Consider the following 16,227-nt stretch of genomic DNA (forward strand, 5'->3'; position numbering starts at 1 on the left):
AATGAAACGAGTTATTGTAATTTTTGCGCTCTTGATGAGTTCTGTGGTTTACGGCCAACAGGATCCAGCTGCCAAAGCGCTCTTGGATGAAGTATCGGCTACAACCCGAGGGTATGAGAATATCGATTTGGACTTTTCCTTTTCATTGGTCAACACTTCGGCCAGTATACCTCCGGCAACGATGGAGGGATCGATCTTGATTCAAGGAGAATCCTATCACCTAGAATTAGAAGGAAACGAGCAAATCAGCGATGGAGAACGCATATGGCGCGTGCTTCCCGATGATGAAGTTGTAGAAACCATGGGCGTTGACGACATGGAAGAGGAAGGATTAACCCCTAGTCGCTTACTGACCATGTACGAATCCGGGTTCAAATACAAGCTCGGCGACAAAAAGGCGTTCCGTGATGGTGAGGTACAGTTGGTGTACTTGTTTCCAGAAAACCCAGAGGCCGTTCCCTACAGCAGTGTTGAACTGGCCATTGATGCGGACAAGAAACAGATCATGTACCTCATGGAGAACGGAAAAGATGGTACGGTCACTACGTACGAGATCTTGTCCTTTGAAACAGATGTGGAGGTTCCTGCAGGGTCCTTTACCTTTGATTCCAACAAGTACCCAGGCTTCGAAGTGATCGACGTCGGGTTCTAAAACCGGCGCGCCGATTTGAAAGTCATTTCCAAATTTACGCTCAAGGCTTTTGTTAGCCCTTTTGTGATCTCCTTTCTGGTGATCCTTTTCATCCTGCTCATGCAATTCGTGTGGAAGTACGTGGATGATCTCGTCGGAAAAGGACTCGAATGGTACGTCATTGCCGAGCTCCTGGTCTATACTTCCGCCAGCTTAGTGCCTCTTGCTCTACCCCTTGCCGTTTTACTAGCCAGCATCATGACCTTTGGGCGTATGGGTGAAAACTACGAGCTCGTGGCCTTTAAAAGCTCAGGAGTATCCTTTTTCAGGGTGATGCGCCCCTTGCTCATTGCCATGTTCTTCTTATCCATCGGCGCGTTTCTCTTCAGTAACTATGTCATACCCTATTCAAACCTGAAAAGCGGTGCTCTTCTCTGGGACATCACCCGAAGCAAGCCAGCCTTTAACCTGCGTGCCGGTGTTTTTTACAACGGCATTGAAGGATACAGTATTAAGGTGGCCTCAAAAGGCGGTGATAATGGCAACTTGCTCCAGGATGTCCTGATCTATGACCATACAGCCAATCGAGGTAATGTCAAGGTCATCAGCGCCAAAAGTGGTGAGATGCTCATTGATGAAGAGGCGAATACCATGACCTTGGAGCTCTATGAAGGCTTCAGTTATGAGGAGATGAACCCCGAGAATCGCCAGAAAAGAAAGAACTACCCCCTACTTCGCTCCCATTTCAGCAAAGAGGTCATTCGCTTTGACCTCAGTAATTTCAAGATGAAACGGACTGATGAAGGTCTGTTCAAAAACAACTACAAAATGTTGAAGTTCGACCAGTTGACTCAGGCTATTGACAGCTTGCAAGGTCAATTGGACGATGAAGAAGAGAACTTCAAGGAGCGTTTGGCTGTGCGGTACAACTACAACCCTCCCACCAAGGAAGGTGGTGTCAAGACCACCTCAAAAAAGAAGGTGTCCAATGACCCCGCAGTTCTGGACACTGTACCTGGGGACTTTCTGTTGGAGAACTACGGCATTCCCGAGCAACTGCGCATCATCCAAACCGCTACGGTCGCCGCACGAAACTCAAAGGCATACGTCTATTCCTACATCGGAGATTTTCGCAATAAGAATCGATGGATCGTCAAGCACAAACTGGAAACCCACAAGAAGTTTACCCTCAGTTTCGCAGTCATCTTTCTATTTCTCGTGGGCGCTCCACTCGGCAGCATTATTCGCAAAGGTGGAATGGGGCTTCCGGTCGTTGTAGCGGTCCTGATCTTCCTTTTCTACCACATTGTTTCCACTACGGCTGAAAAGCTCGGAAAAGACTTTGTCCTCACACCTTTCGGCGCGATGTGGCTCTCCAGCATGATCCTATTCCCCGTAGGAGTCTGGTTGACTTACAAATCCACTACGGACTCAGCCCTTTTCAACGCCGATCGCTATTGGCAACCCATTGAGAACTTTTTCCGCAGCATCTTCCAACGCAAAAAACGCCGCCGTGCGCATTCTTCAACTGACGCATAAACCGGCCTACCCACCCGTGGATGGTGGTTGCATTGCCATGCAAAAGGTAATGGAAGGATTTCTGCGCCTACGGCGCGATGTCGATGTCCTCACCCTGAGCACCTTCAAGCACCCCTACAGCCCCTCTGCCTACCCGTCGAAGGATGGATTGAGGGTCTTTTCCGCAGACATAGACTTGCGTATGAAGGCCTTGGACGCACTGAAGAACCTTGCCCGCCGTGAGAGTTATATCATGGAACGCTTTGAAGACAATCGCGTCCGGGAACAACTCAATAATCTTCTTTCCCAGAAGAATTACGAAGTCATATGGATTGAAAGTATTTTCTGGCTCCCCTACCTAGACCAACTGCAGGGAGCTGGAGTTCCATTGGTTCTTAGAAGCCACAATATTGAGCATCGAATTTGGCGGGAGTTGGCTTTCAAAGCTGGATTCCCAAGATCTGCCTATTTAAGGCTACTATCGCGCCGTTTGGGGCGTGAGGAGCGTATGATGTGGAATGGTGTAGAACAGATTTACTCCATTAGTCCTGAGGATCAAACCATCATCGAGCGCGAGACCAACACACCAGTATTCAATCTTCCCATGTCCGTTTCGGCCAATGACATCGCCGCACAACCTTCGAAGCCTTTTGAATGCCATCATCTAGGCGCTATGGACTGGATTCCTAACCAAGAAGGAATGCGTTGGTTCTTGGACGAGGTGTGGCCCTTGGTTCGGCGCAAAGAGGCTCAATCCATCTTCCACCTGGGAGGTCGAAGGATGACCCCAGAATTCCTGAACTGGAAAGCACCTGGCGTTCACGTTCACGGAGAAGTGGATGAACCCACAAAGTTTCGGGCGGATCATGGCGTCCTGGTTGTGCCGCTCTTCAGCGGTTCGGGGCTGCGCATCAAGATTCTCGAAGCTCTGAGTGAGGGCATTCCCGTTCTCGCAACACCGAAGGCGGTAGAGGGCCTTCCGAACCTGGAACAGAGTGGTATTATGGTCAGTGATGAGCCTCGTATGTGGGTGAAATACCTCGTAGAGCTCTGGCATCGGCCCGTGGAGGGCCAAAAAATCGCTCAAAAAGGAATGGACTACGTTCAACACCATTTCGGTGAGCCCGCAGTCGATGAACTTCTATCGCGTGGATTAGCGGTCTTAGATAAACCTTGAACCCCTCATTTTGGTTACTTTTGCGACGCTAATTTTGGGATATGTCGCATTTGCTCGATACGGTCGAAGAGGCCATTGAAGATATTCGGAACGGAAAGGTCATCATTGTCGTGGACGATGAGGATCGAGAAAACGAAGGTGATTTTGTTGCCGCTGCCGAAAAAGTTACACCAGAGATGATCAATTTCATGGCCGTTCATGGTCGTGGTTTGATCTGTACCCCTCTTCTCGAGGAGCGTTGTGAAGAGCTCGAATTGGAGCTTATGGTCGGAAAGAATACGGCCTTGCACGAGACGCCATTTACGGTTTCCGTGGATTTGAATGGACACGGGGTGACGACGGGCATTAGTGCATCGGACCGTGCGAAGACGATTCAAGCCTTGGTGGATCCCAATACAAAACCGGAAGACCTTGGACGTCCAGGGCATATTTTCCCCTTGAAAGCCAAGGCCGGTGGCGTACTGCGCCGCACGGGCCACACGGAAGCTTCCGTTGACTTGGCGCGGATGGCGGGATTGGAGCCTGCCGGGGTCATTGTGGAGATCATGAACGAGGACGGGACCATGGCTCGCTTGCCACAGCTGCGCGAAATTGCTGATAAATGGGACCTCAAACTCATCTCCATCGAAGACTTGATTGCCTATCGTCTCAACAACGAGTCTCTGATTAACAAGCGCGAGAGCTTCGAGATGGAGACCGCTCATGGGACATTTCAGTTGACCGCTTACGAGCAGCGCACCAACGGACAGATTCACATCGCGCTCTCCAAAGGAACCTGGACCGATGATGAAGCTGTATTGGTTCGCATGCACAGCTCCACCGTGAAAAACGATTTGCTCGAGGTATTGACCAAAGGCGGGCTTCCTGATTTGAACTCGTCTATGCAGCAAATCGCTGAAGCCGGAAAAGGGGTCATCGTTTACCTGAATATGGAGGGTCTAGGAGCCAACATCTTGGACACCCTTCGCAAAATGAAGGAAAGCACTTCCACTCCCCCACGACGCGATGCCCGGGACTTTGGGGTCGGTGCCCAAATACTTCGGTCCTTGGGCGTTTCCAAGATCAACTTGCTCACCAACCATCCGAGCAAACGCATTGGTCTAGTGGGTTACGGACTGGAGATTGTCGACAACACGGCTCTCTAAATAAAAAAGCCGACCCTGTATTGGATCGGCTTAATCACTTATTTACTTGGGTACTTTTTACTTGTACGCCTGCATTTGAACGTCGTAACGGTCGAGTTCCATGACCTTGGTCCAAGCAGCCACAAAGTCCTGTACAAACTTCTCTTTGGCATCATCACTGGCGTATACTTCCGCCAAGGCACGAAGCTCGGAGTTAGAACCGAAAATCAAGTCTGCGCGGGTTGCTGTATAGGTTTGCTTTCCAGAGCGACGACTCATACCGTTGAAGAGCTCGCGGCTTTCGTCTGCAGCGACCCATTCCGTTTCCATACTCAACAGATTCACAAACCAATCATTGGTCAAAGCCCCTGGCTTGTCCGTCATGATTCCCGTATCTGAACCATCCCAGTTGGCGCCAATGGTGCGCATACCACCCAAGAGCACGGTCATTTCTGGTGCTGTCAGGGTTAAGAGTTGCGCCTTGTCTACCAGCAACTGTTCCGTAGCGTAGGTATACTGTGCTTTAGAGTAGTTGCGGAATCCATCCGCCATGGGCTCCAATACAGCAAAGCTCTCAACGTCCGTTTCGGCTTGCGAAGCATCTGTACGCCCTACTGTGAAAGGCACTTCCACGTCATAGCCTGCATCTTTAGCTGCACGCTCCACTCCGGCATTTCCTGCCAATACGATGAGATCAGCCATGGAAACTTGCTTAGGGCTATTGCTCTCATTGAAGTCAAGCTTAATGCCTTCCAACACTTCAAGTACTTTATTCAGTTGCTCTGGATTGTTTACCTCCCAACTGCGCTGTGGCTCCAAGCGGATCCGGGCTCCGTTTGCTCCTCCTCGGAAGTCTGACCCGCGGAAGGTGGAAGCTGAAGCCCAAGCGGTAGAAACCAGTTCTGAAGTGCTCAAACCGCTTTTCAAGATTTGCTCCTTCAGGGAAGACGCGTCTTCAGCTGAGATCATATCATAGTCTGCCGCCGGCACGGGATCTTGCCAAACGAAGGTTTCTTCCGGTACTTCTGGCCCTAGGTAACGGGTATTTGGCCCCATGTCACGGTGCGTGAGCTTGAACCAAGCTCGAGCAAATGCCGCATCGAATTCCTCGGGGTTATCCCGGAAACGCTGAGAGATCTTATCATAGGCTGGATCAAAACGAAGACTCAAGTCCGTCGTCAGCATGGCTGGACGGTGCATTTTCTTTTTGTCGTAAGCGTCCGGCACGTTCTCTTTGGCGTCTTTGGCCACCCACTGTTTAGCGCCGGCCGGGCTTTCGACCAACTCCCATTCGTACAAATAGAGATTAGTGAAATACTGGTGGGACCATTCTGTTGGCGTTGTGGTCCAGATCACTTCCAATCCCGATGTAATGGCGTCTGGTCCTTTACCGCTCTTGTAGTCGCTGGTCCATCCAAATCCTTGCTCCTCGATGGAAGCGGCTTCCGGCTCGCTACCTACATGGGAGGCAGGACCAGCACCGTGTGTCTTACCCAAGGTATGACCTCCGGCAATCAAGGCTACGGTTTCTTCATCGTTCATACCCATACGACCAAAGGTCTCGCGAATATCTTTCGCTGCTGCTACCGGGTCGGGTTTCCCATTGGGTCCTTCTGGGTTGACGTAGATCAAACCCATTTGAACCGCCGCCAACGGGCGTTCGAGTTCTCGATCTCCAGAATAGCGCTCGTCAGCCAACCATTTAGTCTCTGGCCCCCAGTATACGTTGCTCGCAGGCTCCCAGACATCTTCTCGCCCTCCGGCAAAGCCCAGGGTTTCAAAGCCCATATCCTCCAAAGCCACATTTCCGGTCAGGATCATCAAATCCGCCCATGAAATAGCACTTCCATACTTCTGCTTGATCGGCCATAGCAAACGGCGAGCCTTGTCGAGGTTCGCATTGTCTGGCCAGCTATTGATGGGCGCAAAACGCTGCTGCCCTTCACGAGAACCTCCGCGTCCATCTCCTGTTCGGTACGTTCCTGCGCTGTGCCAGGCCATACGAATGAAGAGACCTCCATAATGTCCCCAGTCGGCGGGCCACCATTCTTGTGATTCGGTCATTAAGTCGCGCAGATCGGCTTTGAGCGCGTCGTAGTCCAATTCGTTGAATTCCTTGTAGTAATCGAAGTCCGAGCCCATCGGGTTGGAAAGTCCTGAATTCTGACGCAGAACGGTTAAGTCCAATTGATTGGGCCACCAGTCTCGGTTCGTAGGTCCTTCTACTCCTTCTGGTAGTGGAGTGGCTTGGGTGGATGCTGCTGCGTGTGGGTTAGCGGATGTGCCGTTCAAAACAGCCCCAGTGACGGGACACACACCACCTTCCATACTCATTCCAGCTTGTGCTTGGCCAAATGCGACAGTCGTCAGGAACATTCCGGCCACGAGTACTAGTCGTTTCATCTTGTGAAGTGATTGAGGGTTATTCTTATTTACAGGACGAAACTAGGACACCCTTATCATTAATCAAAAACGATAATCTCGATACAACAATTGATGATGTCTATAAAGATAGCTTTCATCAATACTTCCCTTCTTTACCTGAGTTTCGTGGGTACGCCTAAGTCAACTAGCTGGACTGCTGTATGTTCATGGCATTGAAGACCAGCGAAGGCCGGCCATTGCATCGGCCCGTAGGGCCAAAGACTATTCCTGATCCTTCTTATTTCCGGTTATGGCTCGCCAGAAATCTTCGAAGTTCTCGAAGTCCGCAGTATAAACGAAGCCTACCCCCTGCATATACTGATATTGCTGGGAAAGGGGGTCGTTCTGATCGGAACGGTTGAAGGCCTTCACGCGGAATCGCCCGTCTTTACTGACTTTTACTTCGACCTCTACATCTCCAACCAAGTTGGAGGTATTCTCTCCTCCTTCCAGGGGCACGCCAATGTTGCTGTTCAGCAATACCCGATCATTGAAGAGCTGGGTGGTCAAGGCCACCTCTACCTGCTCGCTGTTTAAGTCATTACCCGCTTCGTAATTCACTCCCACATCGACATTCTCATTGATTCCGGAGATCCAGCGCGAAAGCTGATTGGAGAGCATTTCTGTGGTATTGGCCGTCAGTCCTTGGTTCAGAAGATTGCCATTGTTGGCCGTGGTTGACGTTTCCGGGGTTATAAAGGATCCCATGACCAAAAGTGAGATCACCTGCCGGTTGAGCTCGTTGTCGTCCCGGGTCACCACCAATTGCACTTCCTCTTGAAGGGCAGAATTGGCGTTGGGCAAGCGAATACCAAAGTCAATGTTGGGCTTCATCAATCGGTTGGTCAATTCCATATCGACCTCTACAGGGCGCCTACGGCGCGATGAATCGCTTACTTCCAGTGGTTTCAAACTGGCCCGAGTTGGGTAGCTCGCGGTCAAGTTGATTTCTGCGTCATAGGGATCGCCGGTCCATTTCAGAGTGCCGCCTCTTTGGATGTTGAATCGCTTACTAAATAGGTTTTGCAGGGTGAAGAGGTAAGTACCGCTGTAGATGGTATAGTCTCCGGTCATCGTCATGCTGCCATCTTCAGCCAGTCGAATACTAAAAGCCCCTACACCGCTTCCCTTCAGGATATCCCCCACCGTTTCGTCGAAGATCAACTCCACTTCAACACCTTCTTTGATCTCGACATCAAAGTTCATTTCATAACCTGCCTCTCGACTTTTTCGTACTCCAGTCGCCTCAGCCTTGTACGAAGTCACGGACTTATCCACAAAACTGATGAAGCTGTGCTCGCTCACACTGCTGGCTCCTCCCAGAGGTAGGGCGAACTCTGTTCCGTCTTCAGCCGCAGCATCAATGTTGATTTTCATGCGATTCAGAGGGCCCAAAACGGCCAGCTCTCCAGTGCCGAAGGCCGTTCCGTAGTAATAGTCTCCAACCTCTGTGTCTAGGACGAGTGTTGAATCTACATTGACGTGCAAGTCAAAGGACCAATTGCGCAATCCGCGATGTAGGATGGCTCCACTGACCTCTCCCGGTGTTTGGTATTTATTATCCCTGAACTTGAAGTCTTTGAAATCTATACTGCGTTCATTGAATTCGACGCGCGGTACGCCATCAACGCTATAGTCTACCTGAGTTTGAGGCACAGTGAATCCTACCTTGCGCAAATCCGCCCAGCCCATAAGGGACATTTCGCGTCCTTCTATGATCAGTTCCAATTCGGCATCCAAGGCACCACGAAGGTTTGTCAAATAGGCCTCCGTGTATTGACTTGCAGCATCGACCCGCATCTTGTCCAGATTCATTCGGAGTTGAACACGATCATGCTCATTCCCTGGAAAATATGCTCCGCTCACATCGAGCGCATGGAGCTCACCTCGGTAGATATCCGCCTTGAGGGCAAAAGCATTCATTTCATCATCCCAATTCATACCCGCACTAAAGCGACCTACAAAATTGTCGTTCAAGGCCAGGCTGTCAATCGAGATATCCCCGACTACGTTGAATTCATCGTAGACGTCAAGCAAACGAACGGAACCGTCAATACCACCGTGAAGCTGGGTATTTTCGTCGTCAATGACTGGGTATAGATACTCAATGCGGAGTCCGTCAAAGGTCAAGTCTAATGATTTCCGAGAATCCTCGGACAGGAATCCCTCGATGCCCAAAGACTGATCCAAGTGTTCGAAACGAAGGTCTCGGAATTCAACCTCTTTCCCTCTAGCCACAATTCGATTTCCCTTGGGGATGACAATGGTATCTCCTAAATAAAGCAGTTCTGAGGTGTCAAATCCAGCAGCCCAAGCAGTAGAGTCGATATAGGTGAAATAAGGATGTAGGGAACCGGCAAAAGTACTACTGTCCTTGTATACCCAGTAAATATCAAAGAAGCTAGAATCCCTTCGCGTGTCATTGGTGACGAGCAAGGTGTCTATTTGCGAGCCATCCGCTAGCTCCAAATAATCCGCTTGAAGCTGACTGTTGAACTTCACGCCATTTCCTTCAATGGTCAAAAGAGGCTTTTGAATTCGATAGTCTTCATAGTCCAAACCTGGGGCATCCAAGTTTAAGGCGATACTGTTTTTCTGATCGTCATAGCTTCCGAAAATCTTGGTTCCGGTTTCAATGCTCAGTTCAGGAATAAAGAGCTCAGTTATGGGGAGTGTATTGTATAGAGTGAACTCGTAGGTCAGCCGTTGGTGATCTGTCGCAGGAACGGCATCAACACCTTCTATGTACTGTCGGAAGTGGTTTTGAAGACTTCCAATTAAAGAGCTTACGGTAAAGTCGCCTTCCGCATTTCCCTTCATTAGATCACTGTCTATGGATAAGGACCGGGCTCCATCTTCGAATTGGGAGGACACGTCCATGTACCCTACATAATAGACGCTTTGTTCCGTTTCATACAAGGTTTGGGCAATGTTGAGCGTACCGTCGGCATCGTCCAAGCCGACACCCGTAAACGCAGCCTCAATCTTAGTGCTCAAGTAGGCCACACTGTCCGACACAACGCCCAGCGCAAAGAGATCGGCTGTTTGCACGTCCAAATCAAAATATAAATCCGGACGCTCCTTTCGGATGTCTACAGATCCATCAAAATCGGCCGTAAGCTTCGGATCGCGAATTACAAACTCACCTTCAAAGAGGCCTTGAGTTAAGTGTCCTACGAGCTGGGCATCTTTATATGTATATCCACGGTACTCAAACGTATTGATGGTTCCAGAAGCATCGGTATTGAGAAGATTAGCGGTCAAGCCGCTTCCATCGACATTTAAATTGAAATCGACTACTCCAAGCTCGGGCGTGTTCAAAACCTTGCCTAGGTTCCAATCAATGGCCCTCAATTGACCTTTGTAGTTCATTTCTAGCGGCTGCCCCTTTGGGAAGTTGGCGTCTAAGTTGGCCCTCACTGCTCCGTGTGCGGTCCGAATGGTCATGTTCGTGGTAAAGTCGTTGAGATACCCTTCAATCGATCCACTTAAGGTGATAAACTCCAATGGTTCCAATTCTTCCGGTAAGACCAATTCCGGCACGAGCCGCTGTATTCGCTTGAGGTCGTTCCAAGAGGTCTTAGCATACAGCTCTCGAGAAGAGATATACAATTCATCCGTTTCCGGTAATCCAACAATCTCCGCATCGCCGTCAATCACGGTGCTGCCGCCGTAGGAGAAATAGAAGTTTTCCGTCTCAAAATCTCCTAAGCGGCCTTGTGTGCTTCCTCGAAGAACGGCTTTAGCCAATGAAGGTGGGAAGGCGTCTGGGAAATAAACGCGATACTCCGACGGGTCGAACTGAATATCTTGAACGTCCACCTCCCAATTCAGCCGCTCTTGCCAACCATAGACTTCTAATGAATCGTATTCCAATCTACCGCTCAATTCAGCGATGTTCTTCGCTGTGTGGATTTTAAACCCATCGAATGACCACGCTCCTGGAGCATGTTGAAGGTTTCCTTCGAGTTTCTTTAAAACAAAGCCCTTATCTTCTATCCCCGACCCACTTCTAAACTCAGCATTCATCCGCACTCCGTCCCACATAAGAGCTCCGAAATCCAAGTTCAAATCACGCAGATGAAAGCCATCGGCATACTGCTCGCTCTGTAAATCTTTGAATCGAATAGATGCGTTGGTCAAAAAGAAGTTGTCCAACTCTAATCGAAAAGGGTTCGATGCGCCTGTGACCGTATCTGAGTCCAACCTATCAATGAAGATCTCGTAGTCAAAACGCTCATCGTCCGTATATCGGTGAAGCTTGATGACAGGATCTTCAATGGTCAAGCGCTTTAGCGAAAAGTCTGCGCTCCCAAACCAAAGATGTCGTATTTGGGCTTGAATTCTGCTCGCGTACAACAAGGTATCCCCGTGAAAATCCTCAATGTAAATGCCTTTGATGTCCGCACTGTTCAAAAAACGCATGTGGATGCGATCAATCTCAACGACTAGTCCAAGCCGCTTTTCGACCATTCCAGTAAACACATGGGCCAGCCGAGTTTGCACCCATGGCGTATAGGCTAAAATTCCGCCCAGCAAGAAGAGCACGGCCAGTGCCGTGAGCAGTCCGATCAATATTTTACGCCACCTAGGTTTCAGTGCTTGTTGTACTTTTGCGCTATGTCAGAAAAGCCCATCACGCTGTTAGCTATTGAATCGAGTTGCGACGATACTTCCGCCGCCGTTATGATCAATCGCAAAGTCCATTCCAACGTGGTGGCCGACCAGAGCATTCACGAGAAATACGGTGGAGTGGTCCCGGAATTAGCTTCCAGAGCACACCAAGCCAACATTGTTCCGGTCGTGGACGCTGCCTTACGCAAAGCAAATATCGGAATTAACGACGTGGATGCCATTGCCTATACCCAAGGCCCTGGTTTAATGGGTTCTTTATTGGTCGGTAGCTCTTTTGCTAAGAGCTTGGCCCTCGCGGGCCGATGCCCCCTGATTCCCGTCCACCACATGCAGGCGCACATTATGGCGCACTTCATCGATGATCCTGAAATGACAACGCCGGAGGATCCCTTTTTATGCTTGACCGTTTCCGGTGGGCACACACAAATTGTCCGCGTCAATGGGCCGCTAGAGTTTGAACTTCTCGGCGAGACCATTGACGATGCGGCTGGTGAAGCCTTTGACAAAGCAGCTAAAATCTTAGAGCTTCCCTACCCAGGCGGCCCCCTCATAGATCGTTATGCTGCAGAAGGAAATGCCGACTTCCTGACTTTTGCCGAGCCCAAGATTGAGGCCCTCAACTTCAGTTTCAGTGGACTTAAGACCAGTATTCTATACACCCTTCGAGATGCAGAGAAAAAAGAGCCAGGATTTCGTCAAAAGCACATGAAGGATATCTGTGCGAGCATTCAGAAGAGCATCGTGGACATTCTAATGGAAAAGGTTCGAAAGGCGGTTGCGCAAACGGGAATAAATCAAGTCGCTATTGCTGGAGGAGTTTCAGCTAATTCGGGGCTCCGCAAGGCCTTAAACCGTGCTGCAGAAGAAGAAAACTGGAAGGTATTCATTCCCTCATTTCAATACTGCACTGACAATGCGGGCATGATTGCCATTGTTGGACATTACGCCTTTGAAAAGGGGGCTTTTGGTTCCCTGAACGAGCGCTCGCAAGCGCGAATGTCGCTTTAAAACTCCAAACGGAAAGTAGTTCCTTCCCCAGGAGCACTTTTTACTTGGATACTCCCGTTGTGCTGGCGCATGATTTGTCGGCTTAGACTCAAGCCAATTCCACTTCCCTGTTCCTTCGTGGTATAAAATGGAATGAACACGCGCTCTAAGGTTTCGGCATCCATTCCTGGACCGTTGTCCCCAATATATAAGCACAAGCGTCCAAATTCGCGCTGAAACAAGATGCTTATGGCCGGTTCTTCTGTGTCCTTAAGTGCTTCTTTCGCGTTCTTAAGCAGGTTGATCAATACCTGATCCATAAGGTTCGGATCCAAATTTTCTCGAAGATCATCGGTATTGGAATCAACTTGAACGCGAATCTGTTGTGCATCCAAATCACCGCGAAGAAGGTTCAAAACGCGTTGAACAAGCGCAAACAGGTCTGTAGACTCGAGAACTGGATCCGGCACTTTCGATAGGCTCCTATAGGTGTTGACAAATTTCAGCAATCCTTTTCCCCGGCTCTCAATGGTGCGAATACTCTGATTCACATCATCCGCGTCATCTGCGGGCAGGTGAAGCCCTTCGCTTTCTTCGTTGCGATGGTCCTCTAATATTTGTTCGACTACACCAGAGAGGGACACAATGGGAGTCACCGAATTCATGATTTCATGCGTCAAGATGCGGATTAGCTTTTGCCAGCTCTCAATTTCCTTTTGATCCAGCTCGTTCTGAATATCGCTTAGGGTGATGAGCTTGTAGTTGTCCCCCATGGTCACAAACTCCGTTGCACTGACGGCAATGTGTACCATACGTCCGTCGATCACCGGTCGTATCAATCGTCGCTCACCGTTTTTGAGATCTAGAATGGTCGAGTATAGAGATTCGTCTATATCCTTTATACCAACCAAGCTCCGCATGTAGGGTTTCTTAAGTAGATTCTTGGCAGCCGAATTGTACCAGCGCAGGTGTCCGTGTTCATCGCTTGCCACAACAGCCAAGTCCACGTGTTCCAACAAGGTCTGAAGGAACTGGTCTTTCTGTTCCCGTTCGGCCTTTACCTTTTGAAATTCCTTGATAATAGAATTATATGCCCGTTTTAATTCACCGTCTGAACGACCCGCAACTTCCGTTGAAAACGTGGCAGAAAAATCATTGTAGCGGATGCTGAGTAAGAAGCTTGCTAGCTCTTTGCGACTTCTGTTGATGTATTGGTAGAGGTTGTAGGTAGTGTAGAGCAAGGTGAGTATGGCCACTACGGTTATGACCACCCAATCTGTTCTCGTCAGCGCATAGTTGATGAGCCAGCACAACATGAAGATGGCCGATACCCGAAGGAAAAGCTGAACTCTAGTGCGCTTAAATACCATATTTGGCCATTTTGCGGTACAGTGTTGTTCGACCTAGGCCGAGCTCTTTGGCCACAGCACTCATATTGGAATCGTGTTTCTTTATGGCACTGATGATGGCCTTTTTCTCCACATCTTCTAGATTGAGTGACTCATTCTCTACGACCTTGACTTCACGCCCTTGAAGAGCGAAATCATCGGCCGTGAGTTCGTTTCCATCACTCATAATTACAGCCCGCTCCAGTACATGCTGAAGTTCTCTGATGTTCCCAGGCCACGAATAGCGGGTCAGCTTTCGAAGGCCGTCTTTGCTCAATTCAATTTTGTCCTTCTGATACTTCTTAGCATACATCTTTAGGAAGTGGTCACAGAGGACGGGAATATCGTCTTGGCGATCCCTTAACGGCGGCAGCGTAATCTCCACCGTGTTGATCCGATAGAGCAAGTCTTGACGGAACTCTGAGGTTTCCACCATATCGTACAAGGGCATATTGGTGGCCGCAATTAAGCGGATGTCCACTTTGCGAGGTTTGCTCTCTCCCACCCGATTAATGGTCCTGCTCTGCAAGGCGGTCAGAAGTTTAGCTTGCATGGGCATGCTCAGGTTTCCAATCTCGTCCAAAAAGAGGGTTCCTTGATTGGCCAATTCGAAACGTCCAGCGCGAGCTTCTTTGGCGTCGGTAAAGGCCCCTTTGGCGTGTCCAAACAATTCAGACTCAAAAAGCGATTCCGTTATGGCTCCTAGATCCACGTTCACAAAAATCTGGTCAGTTCTCAGCGAACTACGGTGCAAGGCGCGTGCCACGACTTCCTTACCTGTTCCATTTTCGCCGAGAATCAGAACATTCACGTCCGTCTTCGCCACCTTTCGAATGGTCGAAAAAACGTCCTTCATGGCCTCCGACTCACCAATCATATCACTAAAGGGTTGATCGAGATCCTTGGTGAGCTCTTTCGTCTTTCTTTTTAGGGTCTTGATCTCTTTTTCACTCTTCCCTAATTTAATGGCTGAAGCCACTGTTGCGCGAAGGCGTTCATTGTCCCAAGGCTTCACGACAAAGTCTGAGGCTCCTTCCTTCATGGCCCTGACGGCCAGATCGATATCCCCGTAGGCCGTCATTAAAATCACCTGGGTTTCCGGAGATAGTTCTTTGATTCTAGAGAGCCAATGAAAGCCCTCTTTACCCCCTATTGCACCGACCGTGAAATTCATGTCGAGCAGTATCGCATCATACTTTTCGTGGGAGAGGTAATCTTCAATATTGGATGGGTCGTTACTGGTTCTCAGGATGTCGACATTCCGCTTCAAGACCATCTTTGCTGAGAGCAAGACATCTTGATCATCATCTATGATGAGGAGTTTACTTTGTTCTTGGGCCATTTGGTCAATCGTTCTGTGTCGGAAGGTAGAAAGTGTTTCACTGTGGAACAAATTTTTGTTTCAGAACGAAACAGGGATACATCGTGCCGTAGGCACTTGAAATTGATTAACCACTGATTTAGTGGGGTTTATCATTTATGGCACGTTGATTGCCTAAGTAAAAGCGAAACGATGCAGAAACACTTGACACTTTACTTAACACTTGAAGTGTCGAAACATGACATACTCCAAAGCGCTTGTTACAGAAACACGCTTAACACGAGGTTCTTCCTGCATAGCGGGAAGAGCCTTTTTATGCATTGTCCTAACTTGAGCCCATGAAGCATCCGATCATTGAGATGAAAGGCCTGTCAAAAGTATTCCGCATGTTCGATGTGGAGACTACAGCTGTCGATCATCTGGATTTGGAAATTGAATCTGGTGACTTTCTCGCCATCATGGGTCCCTCAGGTTGTGGAAAATCTTCTCTACTCAATATGTTGGGACTTATTGACCGTCCGAGTGCAGGTAAACTGTACATCGACGGGCAAGACGTCTCAGCTTTGGACGACAAGACGGCGGCCAATTGGCGGAAACACCGTATTGGCTTTGTTTTCCAAAGCTTCAATTTGATCGATGAACTCAATGTCTATGAGAACATCGAACTTCCTTTGATCTATACGAAGCGAAGCAGCCAGGAGAAACAAGAACTGGTTGAAGAGCTTCTGGAAACGATGCGGCTACTACACAGAAAGCATCACTTTCCGTATCAACTATCGGGCGGGCAAAAGCAACGTGTTGCTATGGCCCGCGCGATGGTTAACCAACCGAATATCTTGTTGGCCGATGAGCCTACGGGAAATTTAGATTCACAGGCCGGAGAAGAGATCTTAGAATTGCTGACCGAACTCAACAGCCACGGTACAACCGTAATTCTGGTAACCCATTCTGATCGCGATGCATCCTATGCCAAGCGTATTATTCGAATGCGCGATGGCGCCATAGCACAAGAGGTTTGGTGA

General features: G+C 49.2%; 10 protein-coding genes. 6 read left to right on the forward strand and 4 right to left on the reverse strand.

Going from position 1 to position 16,227, the window contains the following annotated elements; genetic code table 11:
* Nucleotide 1: 1 nt before the first annotated feature.
* The 4 genes from HZ996_09865 to ribB all read left to right on the forward strand — a co-directional run bounded on the left by HZ996_09865 (nucleotide 2) and on the right by ribB (nucleotide 4,471).
* Nucleotides 2-652 (forward strand): outer membrane lipoprotein carrier protein LolA, encoded by a 651-nt coding sequence (locus HZ996_09865; protein QTN39433.1) that lies wholly within the window; start codon nucleotides 2-4, stop codon nucleotides 650-652.
* A gap of 78 nt (nucleotides 653-730) precedes the next feature.
* Nucleotides 731-2,170 (forward strand): LptF/LptG family permease, encoded by a 1,440-nt coding sequence (locus tag HZ996_09870; GenBank protein QTN39434.1) that lies wholly within the window; start codon nucleotides 731-733, stop codon nucleotides 2,168-2,170.
* Complete coding sequence (locus HZ996_09875) at nucleotides 2,145-3,326, forward strand: glycosyltransferase (protein ID QTN39435.1); 1,182 nt, start codon at nucleotides 2,145-2,147, stop codon at nucleotides 3,324-3,326. Before HZ996_09870 ends, HZ996_09875 begins: the two co-directional genes overlap by 26 nt.
* 41 nt (nucleotides 3,327-3,367) lie before the next feature.
* Nucleotides 3,368-4,471 carry a 3,4-dihydroxy-2-butanone-4-phosphate synthase gene (gene ribB / locus HZ996_09880; protein QTN39436.1) on the forward strand — a complete coding sequence of 368 codons (1,104 nt, stop codon included), beginning with the start codon at nucleotides 3,368-3,370 and terminating at the stop codon, nucleotides 4,469-4,471.
* Between the two features lie 57 nt (nucleotides 4,472-4,528).
* On the opposite strand, the gene katG is transcribed toward ribB, so the two are convergent.
* Both katG and HZ996_09890 read right to left on the reverse strand, forming a co-directional pair.
* Complete coding sequence (gene katG, locus HZ996_09885) at nucleotides 4,529-6,853, reverse strand: catalase/peroxidase HPI (protein QTN39437.1); 2,325 nt, start codon at nucleotides 6,851-6,853, stop codon at nucleotides 4,529-4,531.
* A gap of 243 nt (nucleotides 6,854-7,096) precedes the next feature.
* Complete coding sequence (locus HZ996_09890) at nucleotides 7,097-11,449, reverse strand: translocation/assembly module TamB (GenBank protein ID QTN39438.1); 4,353 nt, start codon at nucleotides 11,447-11,449, stop codon at nucleotides 7,097-7,099.
* Nucleotides 11,450-11,494: 45 nt separating this feature from the next.
* Between HZ996_09890 and tsaD the strand changes: the two genes are divergently transcribed.
* Complete coding sequence (gene tsaD, locus HZ996_09895) at nucleotides 11,495-12,517, forward strand: tRNA (adenosine(37)-N6)-threonylcarbamoyltransferase complex transferase subunit TsaD (GenBank protein ID QTN39439.1); 1,023 nt, start codon at nucleotides 11,495-11,497, stop codon at nucleotides 12,515-12,517.
* On the opposite strand, the gene HZ996_09900 is transcribed toward tsaD, so the two are convergent.
* Together HZ996_09900 and HZ996_09905 are read right to left on the reverse strand one after the other, a co-directional pair.
* On the reverse strand, nucleotides 12,514-13,866 hold the full coding sequence (locus HZ996_09900) for a GHKL domain-containing protein (GenBank protein ID QTN39440.1): 1,353 nt from the start codon (nucleotides 13,864-13,866) through the stop codon (nucleotides 12,514-12,516). The two genes, tsaD and HZ996_09900, sit on opposite strands and share 4 nt — an antisense overlap.
* The gene (locus HZ996_09905; protein QTN39441.1) at nucleotides 13,856-15,226 is read right to left on the reverse strand and encodes a sigma-54-dependent Fis family transcriptional regulator; all 1,371 of its coding nucleotides are present in this window, start codon (nucleotides 15,224-15,226) and stop codon (nucleotides 13,856-13,858) included. The genes HZ996_09900 and HZ996_09905 overlap by 11 nt, the downstream gene beginning before the upstream one ends.
* A gap of 329 nt (nucleotides 15,227-15,555) precedes the next feature.
* Between HZ996_09905 and HZ996_09910 the strand changes: the two genes are divergently transcribed.
* Complete coding sequence (locus HZ996_09910; protein ID QTN40036.1) at nucleotides 15,556-16,227, forward strand: ABC transporter ATP-binding protein; 672 nt, start codon at nucleotides 15,556-15,558, stop codon at nucleotides 16,225-16,227.

The organism is Cryomorphaceae bacterium (genome assembly GCA_017798125.1).
Classification (GTDB): Bacteria; Bacteroidota; Bacteroidia; order Flavobacteriales; family ECT2AJA-044; genus ECT2AJA-044.